Here is a 17,158-nt window from a genome sequence, read left to right on the forward strand (position 1 = left end):
CTCGAACACTCGACCTACGGATTAAGAGTCCGCTGCTCTACCAACTGAGCTAACGCCCCAACGAAGAAAAAGATTGTATCATCGTTTTTGCGTTTGTCAAACCCCCTCCCTGCGAAATCTTTCCTGTGCGAGCAGGGCCACGTATGGCATGTGCGAATTGCCCCGGTTCCTGCAGCGATGCGAAGGCGCAGGGGCTTTTTCATGCACCGGATCCATGCATTCATGCCATGGGAACTCGCCTTGTGCATCGGTAGTCATGCTTGGAGGCGAGCGAGGCGTAGGCCTTTGCGGACGAGTCGGGCCGACCCATGTTAGGATGAATCTTCACTTGCAATGGAGGGCTGTACCGATGGATATCAAATTCCAAGAGCAAGATCGCTACGATATCAATAATGAAGGCTTGCTATTCCACGCTGTTGTCAACGGCGAACAAGTCACCTGCGTGGTGACGCGCGAAGCGCTGTGGGAAGGCTTCAGTGCCGACCAGGTCTTGTCGCTGGAAGAGGCTTTCCGCGCCGGACGCGAGACAATCGAGCGTGCCGCCGTGGTGCTGATCGAGCAGGGCGCAGCCCAGCCGGTGGTGGTCAAGCGCGCCCATGTGGCGCCGCTCTGAAACGGGTCTCAGGCCGGGTCGGTCATCGGTCCGATCCCGTGCTAACGTTTCATGTTGTTGCGGCTTCTCGCCGCCTGGCGCCGGTTCCACGCCGGCGTTTCTCTTTTCCGTTCCCGCGGTCATGCCTTGCCGGGTTCAGGTCACGTTCCAGATCTAGTCGTACTCTTTCTTACGCCGTGCCATGGAGTGCTCCGCCCGGGCGGCTTGCGCATTCCTCGAAGATTCGCGCCTGGCATTGCGCGCATCCGGCGGGATCCAGGCGGGCAATGATGGTGTGCAGCGCCTGCCGCTTGGTGGAGAAGATATGCCCCTCGCCCAGCTTTAGCGCAAAGCCGGTCTGATCCCATGTCTGCAGGACCTGCGTGCGCGGACGGTGGAAATACAGGTCGCCGCCGGTGGCACGCCGTTCGGCCAGCTCGCTTTCCCACATTTCGGCGCCGGCCAGGTCGATGAAGTTCATGCYCTTGGTCATGGCAAGCAGGTGGATCTGTCCAGGATGGGCGCTGCGTGCTTCGTGCAGGCGGTCGGTGACGTACTGGACGGCGCCGAAGTAGATTGCGCCTTCCATGCGCAGCAGCTTGAGTTGAGGACATTCCGGCTGCGGGCGGTGCAACTCGTCCAGCGGCGTAAAGCGGCGGTCGGGATCGTCCGCGTCGGGCACCAGGCTGCGCACAGCCGGCCGCGACGTGCGATAGAGATAGGCAACCAGCGACAAGATGGTGCCGAGCAGAACCGCCATTTCCAGGCGGATGGCCAGCGTGGCGGCAAAGGTGCTGACGGCGATGGCGAATTCGGTCTGGCTCAGGCTGGCGATGCGGCGCAGCCGGGCGAAATCGAACAGGCCCCAGGCCACCAGCATCAGCATCGCGGCGATTGCCGCGAGCGGAATCCGGGCCAGCAGTGGTGCGCTTGCGGTGACCAGCACGACCAGCAGCACGGCCGAGAAAATGCTGGCCAGCGGCGTCTGCGCGCCCGCTTCATAGTTGGGCATCGAGCGGTTCAGCGAGCCGCAGGAGATATAGGCGGAGAAGAAGCCACCCGCGATATTGGACAAGCCCTGGCCAATGAACTCGCGGTTGGCGTCGATGTGCTGGCCTGAGCGCAGGGCAACCGCCTTGGCGATCGAAATCGACTGGCCGAGCGCCACGATGGTGAGCGCGGCGGCGATGCCCAGCAGGTCGGGGATGGCCTGCCAGGAGATGTCGGGCACGTGCAAGGGCGGAATGGCCGACGGTATCGGGCCAACCACGTTGACGTGGCGCGCGCCTTCGCTCCAGCCCGGCGCATTGAGCAGCAGGGCGATGCCGTAGCCTGCCAGCAGGCCGATCAGCATGAAGGGCAGCCGGCGCGAGACGCGCTTGACGGCGAGCGTGACCGCCAGTGTGACCGCGGCCACGGTGAACGCGCTCCAGTTGATGGTGTCGGCGTTGTCGAGCAGGAAGCGCACTACGCCGAAGGCGCTCGTGCCCGTGGGCACGGCCAGCCCGAACAGGTCCTTGAGCGCATAGAGCCCGATCAGCGTCGCCGCGCCGCAGGTGAAGCCAAGCAGCACCGAGGGCGAGATAAAGTTGGCGAGCGAACCGAGGCGCAGGGTGCCCACGGCAAGCTGCAGCAAGCCGACCATGACGGTGACGGCGAGCGCGAGATTGATGTACTCCGGACTGCCGGCAAACGCCACCGGACTCAGCATGGCGAACAGCGCCAGCGAGTTGGCATTGGTCGGCCCGGACATCACGTGCCAGCTCGACCCGAACAAGGCCGCCACGATGCAGGGGATGACGGCCGCATAGATGCCGTACTGTGGAGGCAGGCCGGCGAGTGTGGCGAAGGCGACCCCCTGCGGCAGCACCAGCACGGCGCCAAGCAGGCCCGCGATCAGGTCGGCGCGCAAGGAGGCCGGGCTTATGCGGTGCCGCCATGCTGGCAGCAGGCGCCCAAGCACGCCGCCTGTTCCGCCTTGCGCTGCAGGCACGGTCATGCGCGCGGGTCTCGCTCGGTGAAGGTTTCCAGCAGTTCGTCGAGCGCGCCATAGACCTTGCCGAGCCGCTCGGCGCCGATCATCTGCTCGAGCTCCTCATAGCGCCGGTCGATCAGCGGCTCCATCTCGGCGATCACGGCGCGGCACTTGTCGGTCAGCGAGATCAGCTGGCGGCGCTGGTCCGTGGTGGAGCGGGAGCGAAGGATCAGGCCCGCTTCCTCCATGCTCGACAGCATGCGGGTCAGGCTCGGGCTCAGGATGAGGCAGGCGTCGGCGACCTGGTTCGGCTCCATCTCGCCCTGCTCGTTGAGGGTGCGCACCACGCGCCATTGCTGCTCGGTCATGCCGTGCTGGCGCAGGATGGGCCTAAAGCCCGCCATCAGCGTTTCGCGGGCTTGCAGCAGCAGGTGGGGAAGGTTGCGGTGGCGGAAGGTGGCCGGTTTCATGCCGGCAAGTGTAGCTGTGCGGCGGCCCGGAAGCGAGACGGTGGCTTCCCGGATATCCCGAACGCGGACTTGCGCATACCGCTTTAACCCAGGGCGAGCGTCGCAACCACCGGCGTGTGGTCCGACGGCTGCTCCCAGGTGCGCGGCACGCGATCGATCACGCAGGCGCTGCACACATCGCGCAAGGCCGGCGACAGCAGGATGTGGTCGATGCGCAGGCCGGCATTGCGGCGGAAGGCGAACATGCGGTAGTCCCACCAGGAGAAGCTCTTCTCGGGCTGCTCGAACATGCGGAAGGCATCGGTCAGGCCGAGCGCCTCCAGCGCCCTGAAGGCGTCGCGCTCCGGGGGGGATACCAGGTTCTGGCCTTCCCACTTCTTGGGATCGTGCACGTCGCGGTCTTCGGGTGCGATATTGAAGTCGCCCAGCAGCGCGAGCTTCGGGTACTTCGCCATCTCCTCTTGCAGCCACACCGTCATCGCCTGCAGCCAGCCCAGCTTGTAGGTGAACTTGTCGGAGTCCGGCGCCTGGCCGTTGGGGAAATACGCGCACACCAGGCGCACGTCGCCGTAGGTGGCCRCCACCACGCGCTGCTGGGCGTCCTCGTAGCCGGGGATATTGCGCACCACGTCGCTGGGCGCCGCCATGCTAGCGTTGCGCGCCAGGATCGCCACGCCGTTGTAGGTCTTCTGGCCGGTGAACACGCTGTGGAAGCCCGCGCTCTCCAGTTCGGCCAGCGGGTACTTGTCGTCCGGCATCTTCAGCTCCTGCAGGCACAGGGCGTCGATCGGCGCGTCGGCTTTTTCCTGCTCGATCAGCCAGTCCAGCACTTGCGGTAGCCGGACCTTGAGCGAGTTGACGTTCCAGGTGGCGATTCTCATCTTTGTTTGTCCTGTTGATCTAAAGATCTAAAACGCATTTTACAGGGCGGGAACCCTTTGGCGCCGCCCGCAAGCACGAACAGCGGCGTGGCGCGCGAGCAAGCCGTTGCCGCGCACGGAAGCCAGATCGGCGATGTGGTTCTCGATGAGAAGCTGTCCCAACAGCAGGCTGGCGAGCGCAACCCCGACGCAAAAACATTCCCGGCTGGACGCAAGCCGGCGCGGCCTCAAGGCTTGAAGGAGCCCTCGATGGCATAGCGCGAGCCCGGATGCACCAGGCGCGCCAGCGTAATCGGCGAGCCCTGGCTTTCGGTGCGCCGGACCACGATCAGGCAAGGCTCGGCCGGCTTGATGCCCAGCAACTCGGCCTCCTGCTCGGTGGGCAGTTGCGCCTCGATCGAGTACTGGGCCTCCCATAGCGGTGCCACGGTCAGCAGGTAATTGGTGGGCGTGGTCTTGGTGAAGTCCACGTCCAGGTAGTCGGGCGCGCGGGCGGGGTTGACGTAGCGGTCCTCGCACAGCAGCGGCACGCCGTTCTCGCTATGGACGATCAGGGTGTGGAAGACCGGGCTGCCGACGGGCAGTCCCATGCGCTGAGCCAGGGCCTCGTTGACCACCTCGGCGCGCGCCATATGCACGTCCGAGCGATGGCGGTGGCCGCGTTCGGTGATCTCGTCGTGCAAGTCGCGGATGGTCAGGGTCGACGACGCGCGGTAGGGCTGGGTGGCGAACGTGCCCACGCCCTGTACACGCTCCACCAGTCCTTCTGCCTGCAGTTCGCGCACCGCCCGGTTGGCCGTCATGCGGCTGACGCGGAACTGCGTGACCAGCTCGGACTCCGACGGCATCAGCGTGCCCGGCGGCCAGCGCCCGGCGCTGAGTCCTTCCTTGAGGTAATTCTTGATATGCGCGTAGGCAGCGGCGGGTGGCAGGTAGGTCATGGCACGCATATTACTTGACCGGGCTTGTCTAGCCAATTTCCATTTTCGAAGGTTCCCAGGGAGTAGGGCGCCAGGACATGGCCCGTGTCAGGGTAGTCCCGACTCGTTGATTTGTTGTCCTTTCTTGTATATACAAGAATAAGCAACAAGAAAGTGACTCCCGGGTGAAATTAGAAGGGCGCTGCGCTGAAGGCGCTATCGGAGGTGGCATGGCAAAGGTGAAAATTTTTCAGGGGTGGTATGTGGTCGGCGCGACACACATGCTGCTGGCTCTGATCTTCGGTGCCGCGTATTCGTTCGGGGCCTTTTTTGCGAGTATCCAGGAGGGCTTCCAGGTGGGGAGCTCATCCGCGGCTTCCGTGTTTTCGTTCACCGCGCTGATTTACTATGCGGTGGGCGTTTTCTCCGGCGCCCTGGCCGATCGGATCTCGACGCGCCGGGTTATTGCCCTGGGGATCGTGCTGCTGGCGCTAGGCTTTGCCATTGCCAGTATTGCCACGGATTCACTGGCGTGGTTCCTGGTTGCCTTCTGCACGCTGGTGGGGCTGGGCGTCGGCCTGGTCTATGTACCGGCGGTGACGGCGGTCCAGCGCTGGTTCGTCAGGCATCGCAGCAAAGCTTCGGGCCTGGCGCTGGCTGGCACCGGGCTTGGTACGTTTGCCGGACCGGTGGCGGCCGGGTTGCTGATGGAGCAGATGTCCTGGCAGGCAACGATGCGGTGCTTCGCACTGGTCATCGCGGTGGTCGGGCTGGCGATGGCAATGGTAATGAAGGGGCGGCCGGAGGAGGCCGGCCTGCATCCCGATGGCGCTGCTTCCCTGCCAGGCGCCGTCCAGGCCAGCCCGCAGGCGGGGCATAGCCTGGCGCAGGCGGCGCGCGGCGGACGGTTCTGGTGGTACTTCGCTGCTATCCTGCTAGGCTCGGTCGGCCTGTTCGCCGCACTGGTTCATATCCACCCCTATGCGCGGCAGCATGGCATCTCTTCCGCTGGCGGGAACCTGCTGATCGGGCTGGTGGGCGTCGGCAATATCCTGGGCCGCCTGTCGCTGGGCGGGCTCGGCGACAGGCTCGGCCCAGGGCGGCTGCTGATGTGCCTGACCCTGGCGCTGGCCGTACTCAACGGCGTGTGGCTCGGTGCCGTTAGCTTTCCCGCGCTGGCGCTGTTCGCCATTCTGTTCGGCGCGGCAAACGGCGGCTGCATCTCCCTGTATCCCGCGCTCGCCGCGACCTGGTTCGGCACGGCCAACCTCGGGTCCATCCTCGGGGCGCTGTATATCGCGGTCGGGGTTGCCGCGATGGCCGGCGGTAGCTTCGCGGGCTGGCTCTTCGATACCTGCGGCAATTATTCGGCCGCGATTGCAGCGAGCGGATGCTGCGCGTTGGCTTCGGTAGCGTGTATTGCCCGTGCCGGCCGCCATGAAAAAAGCGGCTCGATATGAGCCGCTTTCTTCGTTACGCTTCCTTGCTTTCCCCTACCCTGCCTTATGCCACCGCCATGCCGCCGTGCCGCAGCAAGGCGTCGATCTGCGGAGCGCGGCCGCGGAATGCGGTGAAGGATTCCATGGCCGGGCGGCTGCCGCCCACGGACAGGATCTCGCGGCGGTAGCGCGCGCCGGTCTCGGCGTCCAGCACGGTGCCGGAGAGCTTTGCGGCCTCCTCGAACGCGGCGTACACGTCTGCGGACAGCACTTCAGCCCACTTGTAGCTGTAGTAGCCCGCCGCGTAGCCGCCGGCGAAGATATGGCTGAAGGTATTCGGCCAGCGCGAAAGCGGGTGCTGCGGCACCACGTGGGCGCGATCGTTGATTTCCCTGGACAGCGCGAGCACGGACTTCTCGCCCGCCGGTTCGAAGTCGGTGTGCAGGTGCATGTCGAACGACGAGAACACGATCTGGCGCAGCGTCATCATGCCGTTCTGGAAATTCTTGGCAGCCAGCATGCGCTCGAACAGGTCGCGCGGCAGCGGCTCACCGCTGTCGACCTGCGCGGTCATGTCCGCCAGCACCTCGTATTCCCAGCAGAAGTTCTCCATGAACTGCGAGGGCAGCTCCACCGCATCCCATTCCACGCCGTTGATGCCGGACACGCCCAGCTCGCCCACCTGGGTGAGCATATGGTGCAGGCCGTGGCCGAACTCATGGAACAGCGTGATCACTTCGTCGTGGGTGAACAGCGCTGGCTTGCCGCCCACGGGGGCCGTGAAGTTGCAGGTCAGATAGGCCACAGGGGTCTGCACGCGGCCAGCATCGAGCTGCTTTCGGCCACGGGCGTCGTCCATCCACGCGCCGCCGCGCTTGCCTTCGCGGGCGTACAGGTCGATGTAGAACTGCGCCAGCAGTTCGCCTTCAGGCGATACCACGCGGAAGAAGCGCACATCGTCGTGCCAGGTCTGGGCCTGGTCGGGCTCGATGCGCACGGAGAACAGCTTCTCCACCACGCCGAACAAGCCCTTGAGCACCTGGGGTTCCGGGAAATATTGCTTCACTTCCTGCTCGGAGAACGCGTAGCGCTGTTCGCGCAGCTTTTCCGAGGCGTAGGCCACGTCCCACGGCGCCAGTTCGGTCAGCCCGAGCTCGGCGGCGGCGAAGGCCTTGAGTTCGGTCCAGTCCTTCTCGGCGTACGGGCGTGCCTTGGCAGCCAGTTCGTCCAGGAAGCGCAGCACTTCCGCCGGCGATTCCGCCATCTTGGGCACCAGCGAAACCTCGCCGAAGGAGGCGTAGCCGAGCAGTTGGGCTTCCTCGCGGCGCAGCGCCAGTTGCTCGCGCATATTGGCCGTGTTGTCCCATTCGGCCTTGCCCTGGCCGTATTGCTGAGCCAGCTCGGAGGCGCGGGTGACGCTGGCCTCGTACATGGTCTGGCGCAGCGAGCGGTCGTCCGCGTATTGCAGCACCGGGAAATAGGACGGGAAGTGCAGGGTGAATTTCCAGCCCGGCTTGCCGTCCTTCTCGGCGGCGGCGCGGGCGGCCTCGAGCGCGTCCTCAGGCACGCCGCTGAGCCGGCTTTCGTCCTCGATCAGCAGCGCGTAGGCGTTGGTGGCGTCGAGCACGTGATCGGAGAAAGCCTTGGACAGCTGGGCCTGCTGTTCCTGGATCGCGGCGAAGCGGGGCTTCTTGTCTTCGGGCAGTTCGGCGCCGCCCAGGCGGAAACCGCGCAATTCGTTTTCCATCAACTGGCGGCGGGCCGCGCTCATGGTGGCGAATTCCGGGCTGGCGGCGAGCGCCTTGTACTTGTCGTAAAGCGCCAGGCTCTGGCCGAGCGAGGACCAGAATTCGGTCATGCGCGGCAGGTTGTCGGCGTGCGCCTGGCGCAACGGCGGCGTATCCGCCACGGCGCTCAGGTGGCCGACCACGCCCCAGGCGCGTCCGAGCGGCTCGGTGGCGGCTTCCAGCGCTTCCACGGCGTTGGCCCAGGTGGCAGGGGTGGAGGGATCCTCGGCGCGGTCGACCGCGGCCTGCGCGGTAGCCAGCAGCACGTCGAGCGCCGGCCCGATGTGTTCGGGGCGTATCTCGGCGAAACGTGGCAGGTCGGTGAAATCCAGCAGCGGATTGGCACCGGTTGTGGCGTTGGCTTCATTGGCCTGGTTGGCGGCTTGGTCCATGGCGTCTCTCTTGGCGGGGCCAGTAAGGGCAACACCCCGCACATTGGGGCGGGGCGGCAGGATTTCCAGTGCCATGCCATGCCGTGCGGGCGCGCCGCACGGCGGGCGGTCTTCAGCCGGCCGCGCGCTCGGCGGCTTCCAGCGTATTGATAAGCAGCATCGTAATAGTCATCGGGCCTACGCCGCCCGGTACCGGCGTGATATAGCCGGCCACTTCCTTGACGCCGTTGAAGTCGACATCGCCGCACAGCTTGCCGTTGTCGTCGCGGTTCATGCCCACGTCGATCACGGCCGCCCCCGGCTTTACCATATCGGCGGTGATGATGTTGCGCCTGCCCACGGCGGCCACGATCACATCGGCATCCCGGGTATGCGCGGCCAGGTCGCGCGTCTTGCTATTGCAGATGGTGACGGTGGCGCCGGCCTGCAGCAACAGCATCGCCATCGGCTTGCCGACGATATTGGACGCGCCAACCACCACCGCACGGGCGCCGCGCAGCGGGAATTGCACCGATTCCAGCATCTTCATGCAGCCATAAGGCGTGCATGGGCGGAACAGCGGGGCGCCGGTCATCAGGGCGCCGGCATTGGCCACGTGGAAGCCGTCCACGTCTTTTTCCGGGGCGATCGCTTCCAGCACTTTGTGGCTGTCGATATGCTTGGGCAGCGGCAACTGCACCAGGATGCCGTGGATATGCGGGTCGCGGTTCAGGGTGTCGATGCGGTCCAGCAGGTCGGCCTCGGACAGGTCGGCCGGATAGCGGTCGAGGGAAGAGTGGAAGCCATTGTCGTCGCACGCTTTCACCTTGTTGCGCACATAAACCTGGCTGGCCGGGTCTTCGCCCACCAGGACCACGGCCAGGCCGGGCCGGTGGCCGCGTTCGGTGAGGCTGGCGGCGCGTCGGGCGGCTTCGGTACGGAGTTGCTTGGCAAGGGCGTTGCCGTCGATCAATTGGGCGGGCATGGGATGGGCGCGGGAGGGCGGGAGGTGGTCAAAGCGGAATTATAAAGGTTGACGCAACCCGGGGCGAAGTAGCTTGGGGCGCTGGTAGTATGTCCGCATGCCTGCCCTGACCCCTCTCGTTACGCCTGGCACGCCAGCCGAACATGCCGTGCTGCTGACATTCAGCCTGGCCGGACTGGCCTGGGCGCTGAGCCGGCGCCCCTGGCAACTGCTGCGCCGCGACGCCTTGCAGAATGGCTGGCTGGGCGCGCTGTTATTGCTGGCGCTGTTGTGGACGTTAAGGGCGACGCTGCCGGGCGGCATGGTGATCCAGTTGTTTGGCGCCACCCTGATGGTGACGCTGTTCGGGCTGCCGCTGGCCCTGCTGTCGCTGTTCGTGATCGACCTGGTGTCTTTGCTCGGCCTCGGGTACCTGGCCGGGCACGGCTGGGCTCAGCTGGATTGGGCCGCGCTCTGGCCGCGTTATGTCTGGATGGGGTTGTTGCCGGCCTTGCTGTCGGCTGCGCTGCAGGGCGCCATGCGCCGGCTGTTGCCGCGCCATCCCTTTGTCTTCATCCTTGGTCACGGCTACTTTGCCGCCGGCCTGGCCGCGCTGGGCGCCGGCGCGGCGAGGGCGATCTGGCGTAGCTACAGCGTGGGCGATGGCGTGCTGTCGCTGCCCGATACGCTGACCGCGGTGCTGATCCTGGCGTTTGGCGAGGCGTTTCTCACGGGCATGCTGGTGGCGGTGTTCGTGGTCTACAAACCGCAATGGGTTGTGACCTTCCGCGACGAGGAATATCTCAGGCGTTGAGCAGGCAGCCCGTCCGCCGGCCAGCGGGGCCGGACTGCCATTCTTCTTTCTGGCGCGGGCTCAGCTGCTTTTGGACAGGGCCAGGCGCAGCAGGTCGGCCACGGTGTTGACGTTGAGCTTTTCCATGATGTTGGCGCGATGCGCTTCCACGGTCTTGATGGAAATGCCCAGGTCGTCGGCGATCTGCTTGTTCAGCCGGCCTGCCACGATGCGCTCCAGCACCTGCTGTTCACGCGTGGTGAGCTTGCCCAGCAGGTCCTTGGCGGCGCGCTGCTCGCGGGCGGCGGAGTGGTCGGTGCGGGCCTTTTGCAGCATGCGCTCCACCAGCGAGCGCAGTTCGGACTCGTCGAACGGCTTCTCGATAAAGTCGATCGCGCCCTTTTTCATGGTGGAGACCGCCATCGGCACGTCGCCGTGGCCGGTGATGAAGACGATCGGAATATTGATGTTCTCCGCGATCATGCGTTCCTGCAGCTCGGGCCCGCTCATGCCCGGCATCCGCACGTCGAGGATCAGGCAGGAAACCTGGCCTGCGTCGTAGGCGGAGAGGAACTGTTCGGCGCTGGTAAAGCTGCGAACCTGGTAGCCATTGCCCTCCAGCAGCCAGGTCAGCGAGTCGCGCATGGCTTCATCGTCGTCGACGATGAAGACGGTCTCGCCGCGGTGGGAGGTGGGGTTTGGCGTTACGGTCATGAAGTCTCCTGGGACAACAAAGTCATTTGCCGCCAAGTGTAACCGGGCCGGGCGGCAAGCAACAGGGGCCGCCCTGGGGCGCGTGGCAGGGAACCTGGCGGCACGGCCAGCGATTTACTGGTCGATATGCGCCGGCAGCAGGGGCAGCATGATCTTGAATGTGCAGCCGATGCCGTCGGCATTATTCTCCACCCACAGCCGTCCCTGGTGCGACTCGATGATGGAGCGGCAGATATTCAGCCCCATCCCCATGCCGTCGGACTTGGTGCTGAAGAACGGCTCGAACAGCCGTTCCTTGGTGGCCTCGTCCACGCCGGGGCCCTGGTCGATCACGTCGATGCGCATGACCTGACCAAACTCGCCCGGCTCCACGCGCGCGTGCAGGCGGACCACGCCGGTGGCGCGCATGGCCGGCAGGCCGGCCATGGCCTCGACGGCGTTCTTGAGCAGGTTGACCAGCACTTGCTCGATCAGTACCGGATCGACGAACAGCAGCAAAGGCGGGGCCGGTAGCCGGGTCAGGATGGTGACGCGGCGGCGGGTGGCTTCCAGGTCGGCCAGGCCGACCGCGTCAGCCACGATGTCATGCAGGGCGGCTTCGCGCCGCTGCGGCTGGCTGCGCTTCACAAAGCCCCGGATGCGGCTGATGATGGTGCCTGCGCGCACCGCCTGCGCCGAAGTCTTCTCCAGGATCGGGATCAGGTCTTCGGCGGTGCTGCGCCCGGAGCGCAGCCGGGCCACCGCGCCCATGCAATAGTTGTTGATCGCCGCCAGCGGCTGGTTCAGCTCGTGCGCCAGCGACGAAGCCATCTCGCCCATGGTGGTGAGGCGGCTGGTGAACTGGAGCCGCTCCTCATGCTGGCGCGCCATTTCCTCGGCGGCCTTGCGCACGGTGATGTCGGTGGCGATCTGCATCTGCGCCAGGTGGCCGTCCACCCACTGGATATAGCGGCGGCGCACTTCGAACCATTTCTGCATGTCGGGCACGAACACTTCACGCGCGTCCGAGGAGTAGGGCATCAACTCCGAGGCCGGCAGGCCGGCGTAGGCGTCGACGAAGTCGGTTGCATCGCTGGAGACCTGCTCCTTGTCGATCTCGCCGCCGGCCAGCTTGAGGTGGCCCTCGGCTTCCCAGCCGAACAACTGCCGGTAGTAGCGATTGGCGAACAGCAGTTCGGGCTTGTCGGTGGCCAGCACGGACACCGCGGCATCCAGGCTTTCCAGCACCGTGGTGAAGCGGTCGTGCGCCGCGGCCAGCTCTTCGCGGGCGCGCTTGGGCTCGGTGATATCCGTCATCGAGCTCATCCAGCCGGTATGCCTGCCACGGCCGTCCACCAGCGGCGACACATACATGCGGGCGTAGAAGCTGCTGCCGTCACGCCGCATCACGCGCATTTCGTAGCCGCCGGCAGGCGATTTGCCCTGCAGCGTCAGGTCGATCTGCTTCTGCATTTCCTGCTGGTCGTTGGGCGGCCAGTAGGGGAAGGGCGGCACACGGCCGACCAGGTCGGCGTCCTGCCAGCCGGTCATGCGGCAGAAGGCGGGATTGACGTAGGTGATGCGGCCGTTCAGGTCGAGCGCGCGCAGCCCGATCAGCATGGAGTTTTCCATCGCGCGCCGGAACGAGGTCTCGGCCAGCAGGGCGCGCTGTGCCTCGGAGCGGCGGCTGGTATGCCGCCACATGCTCCACAGGCTCCACAGGAGGAAGCACGACAGCCCGACCACCAGCCACAGCAACATGTTGTTGGGCAGGTTGGAGGCGGGCGGGTAGGCGTCCGCGCGCAATGACAGCGAATGGCCAGGCGGGTCGAGCAGCACCTCGTACGACAGCGCATTGCCGGGTACTGGCCGCAGCGAGGTGCTGGCGCGGATCTGGTTGTTCTTGTCGATCAGCGAGAAGCGGTAGCGCTCGGTCAGCTCCGGTGGCAGGAGGTGGGTCAGGATGCCATTGACGGAGTACAGCGCGCCCAGCGTGCCGAGGAACTCGTTGTCGCGCACGATCGGCACTTCCATCAGCATGAAGCTGTCGCCGCGGTCGTTGACCAGCGGGCGCGAGTACACCACGCGCTGGGTTTCGCGCGCGGCGTCGAAAGTATCGAGGACTTCGGGTTCCAGCGGCTGGTCCTGGGTTTCGCGCAGGCGGCCGGCGAATTCCGAGGTGGACGGCAAGGACCAGCGCCCGCGCCGGGTTGCGTCGAGCCAGTTGACGAACACGATCTCGGGGTTCTCGCGCAGGATTTCCTGCGCGGCTGTCCGATAGGCGCCCTGGTCGAGCTGGGCGGCGGCAATGTCCCGCGCCAGCGAGGCAAGCTGGTCCTGGTTGCTCAGCAGCGACAGGCGCACGCGTTGCTGGGCCCAGGCCGCGTCGCGATAAAGCGCGTCGCGTTGTTGCTGGCGCTCGGTTTCATGCAGCGACCACAGGATCACCCCCATCGCCACGGTGAACAGCACGATCGCCACCAGCGGGATGAACATGAACCAGCTGGTTGCCACCAGGTTGCGCCAGCGCAGCCACCACAAGCCGCGCGGCGGCCCGTTGACGGCCGCGGGCTCGTCCGCATGGCCGAGCGTATCGAGGTGCGTCAGCGGGCTGGGCGGCGCGGCTAGCGCAGGGTCGCCGCCGCTCGCCTTGGCGGTGCCGGAAGCGGAGGGAGGGACGATGGCGGCGCGGAGGTGGGAAAAGAAATCTTTGAGGGACGGCATGGCGGGATTGACGACTGACCGACCAGTGTAACGGGATTGCAGGCGCGCGTCGCTTGGGGTAAGCGCCAATGCGGCAGTGCGGCATTCCTGCCGAGGGCGCGGCGGGCGACAGGTGTTTCCCGGCGAGGGCTGGCGCGATGTTGTGGTGCGTTGCGGCAATATCCCACATTATGAGAAACCATATCGTAATTTGAAAATTAGGCTTGTCTTGCCCAATGTGCTTCCATAGAATCGGTCCGACCGAAAAGTGCGGACGGTAGTGCTGTGTCCGGTCCTGCCAGCTGAATCTGGCAAGCCCGGGCGAAGCGCTAGCGATGGGGATGCGAAACATTCGTGGCCCGCGCGCCGTACCGTAGTCACACCGTCAGGCCGGGGCTCTCACGACATGAATCAGGGGAGCGCCGAGGCAGGAATTCACCAGGAGACAGTCATGTCAGCTGTACCAGAGCAGATCCTCGGCGCCAGCAGCGCCAACGACGCCGATCCCCAGGAAACCCACGAGTGGCTCGATGCGCTTCAGGGCGTGATCGCCGCCGAAGGCACCGACAGGGCCGCCTTCCTGATCGAGAAGCAGATCGAATACGCACGCGTGAACGGCGTCAATCAGCCGTTCCACGCTGAAACGCAGTACATCAACACCATCCCGGTGGAGCAGCAGGCCCGCATTCCCGGCGACCAGGACATCGAGCACCGCATCCGCTCGTACACGCGCTGGAACGCCATGGCGATGGTGCTGCGCGCCAACAAGCACACCAACGTTGGCGGCCATATCTCCTCGTTCGCTTCCGCGGCCACGCTGTACGACGTTGGCTACAACCACTTCTGGCACGCCCCGTCCGAGAAACACGGCGGCGACCTGGTGTTCGTGCAGGGCCATTCGGCCCCCGGCGTGTATTCGCGCGCATTCCTGCTCGGCCGCCTGAGCACCGAGCAACTCGACAGCTTCCGCCAGGAAGTCGACGGCAAGGGCATCTCGTCCTACCCGCACCCGTGGCTGATGCCTGACTTCTGGCAATTCCCGACAGTGTCGATGGGCCTGGGCCCGATCATGGCCATCTACCAGGCCCGTTTCATGAAGTACCTGCACAGCCGCGGCCTGGTACAGACCGAAGGCCGCAAGGTATGGGCATTCCTCGGCGACGGCGAGACCGACGAGCCGGAATCGCTCGGCGCCATCGGCATGGCCGGCCGCGAGAAGCTCGACAACCTGGTGTTCGTGATCAACTGCAACCTGCAGCGCCTGGACGGTCCGGTGCGCGGCAATGGCAAGATCATCCAGGAACTGGAATCCGAGTTCCGCGGCGCCGGCTGGAACGTGATCAAGGTAGTGTGGGGCAGCCGCTGGGACCAGTTGCTGGCACGCGACAAGAAGGGCCTGCTGATGAAGCGCATGATGGATTGCGTGGACGGCGAGTACCAGACCTTCAAGGCCAAGGATGGCGCCTATGTGCGCGAGCATTTCTTCAACACGCCCGAACTCAAGGCGATGGTGGCCGACTGGTCCGACGAGGACATCTGGCGCCTGAACCGCGGCGGCCACGATCCGCACAAGATCTTCGCCGCCTATAGCGCCGCCAACGAGCACAAGGGCCAGCCTACGCTGATCCTGGCCAAGACCATCAAGGGCTATGGCATGGGCGACGCCGGCCAGGCCATGAATATCAGCCACCAGCAGAAGAAGATGCCGGTGGACGCGATCCGCCGCTTCCGCGACCAGTTCAATATTCCTGTCGCCGACGACAAGATCGAGGAAGTGCCGTACGTCACCTTCGAGGAAGGCTCGAAGGAACTGGAATACATGCGCAACCGCCGCATGGAGCTGGGCGGCTACCTGCCGGCCCGCCGCCAGAAGGCCGAAGCCCTGAAGGTGCCCGAGCTGTCCGCGTTCGACGCGCTGCTCAAAGCCACCAGCGAAGGCCGCGAAGTGTCCACCACCATGGCCTTCGTGCGGATCCTGAACACCCTGCTCAAGGACAAGCAGGTCGGCAAGCACGTGGTGCCCATCGTGCCCGACGAGTCGCGCACCTTCGGCATGGAAGGCCTGTTCCGCCAGATCGGCATCTGGAACCAGCAAGGCCAGAAGTACGTGCCGGAAGACCATGACCAGCTGATGTTCTACAAGGAATCGCAGACTGGCCAGGTGCTGCAGGAAGGCATCAACGAAGCCGGCGCCATGTGCGACTGGATTGCCGCCGCCACGTCGTACTCGACGCACGGCATCCAGATGATCCCGTTCTACATCTACTACTCGATGTTCGGCATCCAGCGTATCGGCGACCTGTGCTGGGCGGCTGCCGACATGCGCTCGCGCGGCTTCCTGCTGGGCGGCACCTCGGGCCGCACCACGCTGAACGGCGAAGGCCTGCAGCACGAAGACGGCCACTCGCACGTGTTCCACGCCGCGATCCCGAACTGYATCTCGTATGACCCGACCTTCCAGTACGAGCTGGCGGTGGTCATGCAGGATGGCCTGCGCCGCATGTATGCCGAGCAGGAAGACGTGTACTACTACCTGACGGTGATGAACGAGAACTACGAGCATCCGGAAATGCCGGCTGGCGTAGAGGGCGACATCGTCAAGGGCATGTACCAGTTCAGGAAGGGCGTCGAAAACAGCAACGCGCCGCGCGTGCAGCTGCTGGGTTCGGGCACGATCTTCCGCGAGGTGATTGCCGCCGCCGACCTGCTCAAGAAGGACTGGGGCGTCGAATCCGACCTGTGGGGCTGCCCGAGCTTTACCGAACTGGCCCGCGAAGGCCACGACGTGGAGCGCTGGAACCTGCTGCACCCGACCGAGACGCAACGCGAATCGCACGTGACCAGGAGCCTCAAGTCCGTGCGCGGTCCGGTGATCGCCTCGACCGACTACGTGCGCGCCTTCGCCGACCAGATCCGTCCTTTCGTGCCGCGCCGCTTCGTGGTGCTCGGCACCGACGGTTTCGGCCGCTCGGATACCCGCGAAAAGCTGCGTCATTTCTTTGAGGTCGATCGTCACTGGGTGACGTTGGCTGCACTGAAGGCGCTGGCCGACGAGGGTGCGATCGGTCGCGACAAGGTGGCGGAAGCCATCAAGAAGTACAACCTCGACCCCAACAAGCCGAACCCGATGTCGGTCTAAGCGGACCGGCTGCACGAACCCCCCGCAGAAACGGTAGCGCCGCGCCGCGGGTGCCGGGCAAATGCCCGGCGCCTTGCGGCGCGGCGGCGTGACAGATGCAGGCAGTGAGGGTAACCTCACACGCTCGTATTTGTCGCGTGCGCCGGCCTGCCCAGGAGACACTGAATGAGTCAAGCGATTGAAATCAAGGTGCCGGAYATCGGCGAYTACGACKCSGTYCCCGTSATYGAAGTSCACGTSAARCCGGGCGACACCATCARCGCGGAAGAYGCGCTGGTGACGCTGGAATCSGACAAGGCCACSATGGACGTGCCSTCGCCCMRSGSCGGYGTGGTCAAGGAAGTCCGGATCAAGGTCGGYGACAAYGTCGCCGAAGGCACCGTGCTGGTGATGCTGGAGCCCGCCGGCGCCGCCGCGGCCGCGCCGGCCCC

The 17,158-nt window shown here is 65.3% G+C and carries 13 protein-coding genes; 5 read left to right on the forward strand and 8 right to left on the reverse strand.

Annotated features, from left to right (window positions below; all coding sequences use genetic code 11):
- Positions 1–349 precede the first annotated feature (349 nt).
- A complete protein-coding gene (locus AC1DN0_RS35995; RefSeq protein WP_045240075.1) occupies positions 350–613 on the forward strand; it encodes a DUF1488 family protein in 264 nt (87 codons plus the stop codon).
- A gap of 169 nt (positions 614–782) precedes the next feature.
- On the opposite strand, the gene AC1DN0_RS36000 is transcribed toward AC1DN0_RS35995, so the two are convergent.
- The 4 genes from AC1DN0_RS36000 to hutC all read right to left on the reverse strand — a co-directional run bounded on the left by AC1DN0_RS36000 (position 783) and on the right by hutC (position 4,859).
- Positions 783–2,591 carry a SulP family inorganic anion transporter gene (locus AC1DN0_RS36000; RefSeq protein ID WP_477146408.1) on the reverse strand — a complete coding sequence of 603 codons (1,809 nt, stop codon included), beginning with the start codon at positions 2,589–2,591 and terminating at the stop codon, positions 783–785.
- Complete coding sequence (gene hpaR / locus AC1DN0_RS36005) at positions 2,588–3,037, reverse strand: homoprotocatechuate degradation operon regulator HpaR (protein ID WP_441636061.1); 450 nt, start codon at positions 3,035–3,037, stop codon at positions 2,588–2,590. The genes AC1DN0_RS36000 and hpaR overlap by 4 nt, the downstream gene beginning before the upstream one ends.
- Before the next feature lie 83 nt (positions 3,038–3,120).
- A complete protein-coding gene (xth, locus tag AC1DN0_RS36010) occupies positions 3,121–3,918 on the reverse strand; it encodes an exodeoxyribonuclease III (RefSeq protein WP_477146409.1) in 798 nt (265 codons plus the stop codon).
- Positions 3,919–4,145: 227 nt separating this feature from the next.
- A complete protein-coding gene (gene hutC / locus AC1DN0_RS36015) occupies positions 4,146–4,859 on the reverse strand; it encodes a histidine utilization repressor (protein ID WP_082095066.1) in 714 nt (237 codons plus the stop codon).
- Between the two features lie 209 nt (positions 4,860–5,068).
- On the opposite strand from hutC, the gene AC1DN0_RS36020 reads away from it, so the two are divergent.
- Entirely contained in the window at positions 5,069–6,298 is a 1,230-nt protein-coding gene (locus AC1DN0_RS36020) for an MFS transporter (RefSeq protein WP_441636057.1), read from the forward strand.
- A gap of 43 nt (positions 6,299–6,341) precedes the next feature.
- On the opposite strand, the gene AC1DN0_RS36025 is transcribed toward AC1DN0_RS36020, so the two are convergent.
- Together AC1DN0_RS36025 and folD are read right to left on the reverse strand one after the other, a co-directional pair.
- On the reverse strand, positions 6,342–8,456 hold the full coding sequence (locus AC1DN0_RS36025; protein ID WP_477110943.1) for a M3 family metallopeptidase: 2,115 nt from the start codon (positions 8,454–8,456) through the stop codon (positions 6,342–6,344).
- A 112-nt stretch (positions 8,457–8,568) separates the two neighbouring features.
- Complete coding sequence (folD, locus tag AC1DN0_RS36030; RefSeq protein WP_428178366.1) at positions 8,569–9,420, reverse strand: bifunctional methylenetetrahydrofolate dehydrogenase/methenyltetrahydrofolate cyclohydrolase FolD; 852 nt, start codon at positions 9,418–9,420, stop codon at positions 8,569–8,571.
- Between the two features lie 97 nt (positions 9,421–9,517).
- Here folD and AC1DN0_RS36035 point away from each other — a divergent pair, with 97 nt between their 5' ends.
- On the forward strand, positions 9,518–10,213 hold the full coding sequence (locus AC1DN0_RS36035; RefSeq protein WP_477110942.1) for a hypothetical protein: 696 nt from the start codon (positions 9,518–9,520) through the stop codon (positions 10,211–10,213).
- Positions 10,214–10,273: 60 nt separating this feature from the next.
- Here AC1DN0_RS36035 and AC1DN0_RS36040 read toward each other — a convergent pair whose 3' ends face one another.
- Complete coding sequence (locus AC1DN0_RS36040; RefSeq protein WP_045240083.1) at positions 10,274–10,906, reverse strand: response regulator transcription factor; 633 nt, start codon at positions 10,904–10,906, stop codon at positions 10,274–10,276.
- A 114-nt stretch (positions 10,907–11,020) separates the two neighbouring features.
- On the reverse strand, positions 11,021–13,609 hold the full coding sequence (locus tag AC1DN0_RS36045; RefSeq protein ID WP_477103722.1) for a PAS domain S-box protein: 2,589 nt from the start codon (positions 13,607–13,609) through the stop codon (positions 11,021–11,023).
- A gap of 430 nt (positions 13,610–14,039) precedes the next feature.
- Between AC1DN0_RS36045 and aceE the strand changes: the two genes are divergently transcribed.
- Both aceE and AC1DN0_RS36055 read left to right on the forward strand, forming a co-directional pair.
- Complete coding sequence (gene aceE, locus AC1DN0_RS36050) at positions 14,040–16,727, forward strand: pyruvate dehydrogenase (acetyl-transferring), homodimeric type (protein ID WP_441636047.1); 2,688 nt, start codon at positions 14,040–14,042, stop codon at positions 16,725–16,727.
- A 165-nt stretch (positions 16,728–16,892) separates the two neighbouring features.
- On the forward strand, positions 16,893–17,158 hold a 266-nt coding region (locus tag AC1DN0_RS36055), incomplete at its 3' end, for a biotin/lipoyl-containing protein (RefSeq protein ID WP_477146410.1).

Source organism: Cupriavidus sp. 05N39, assembly GCF_056397325.1.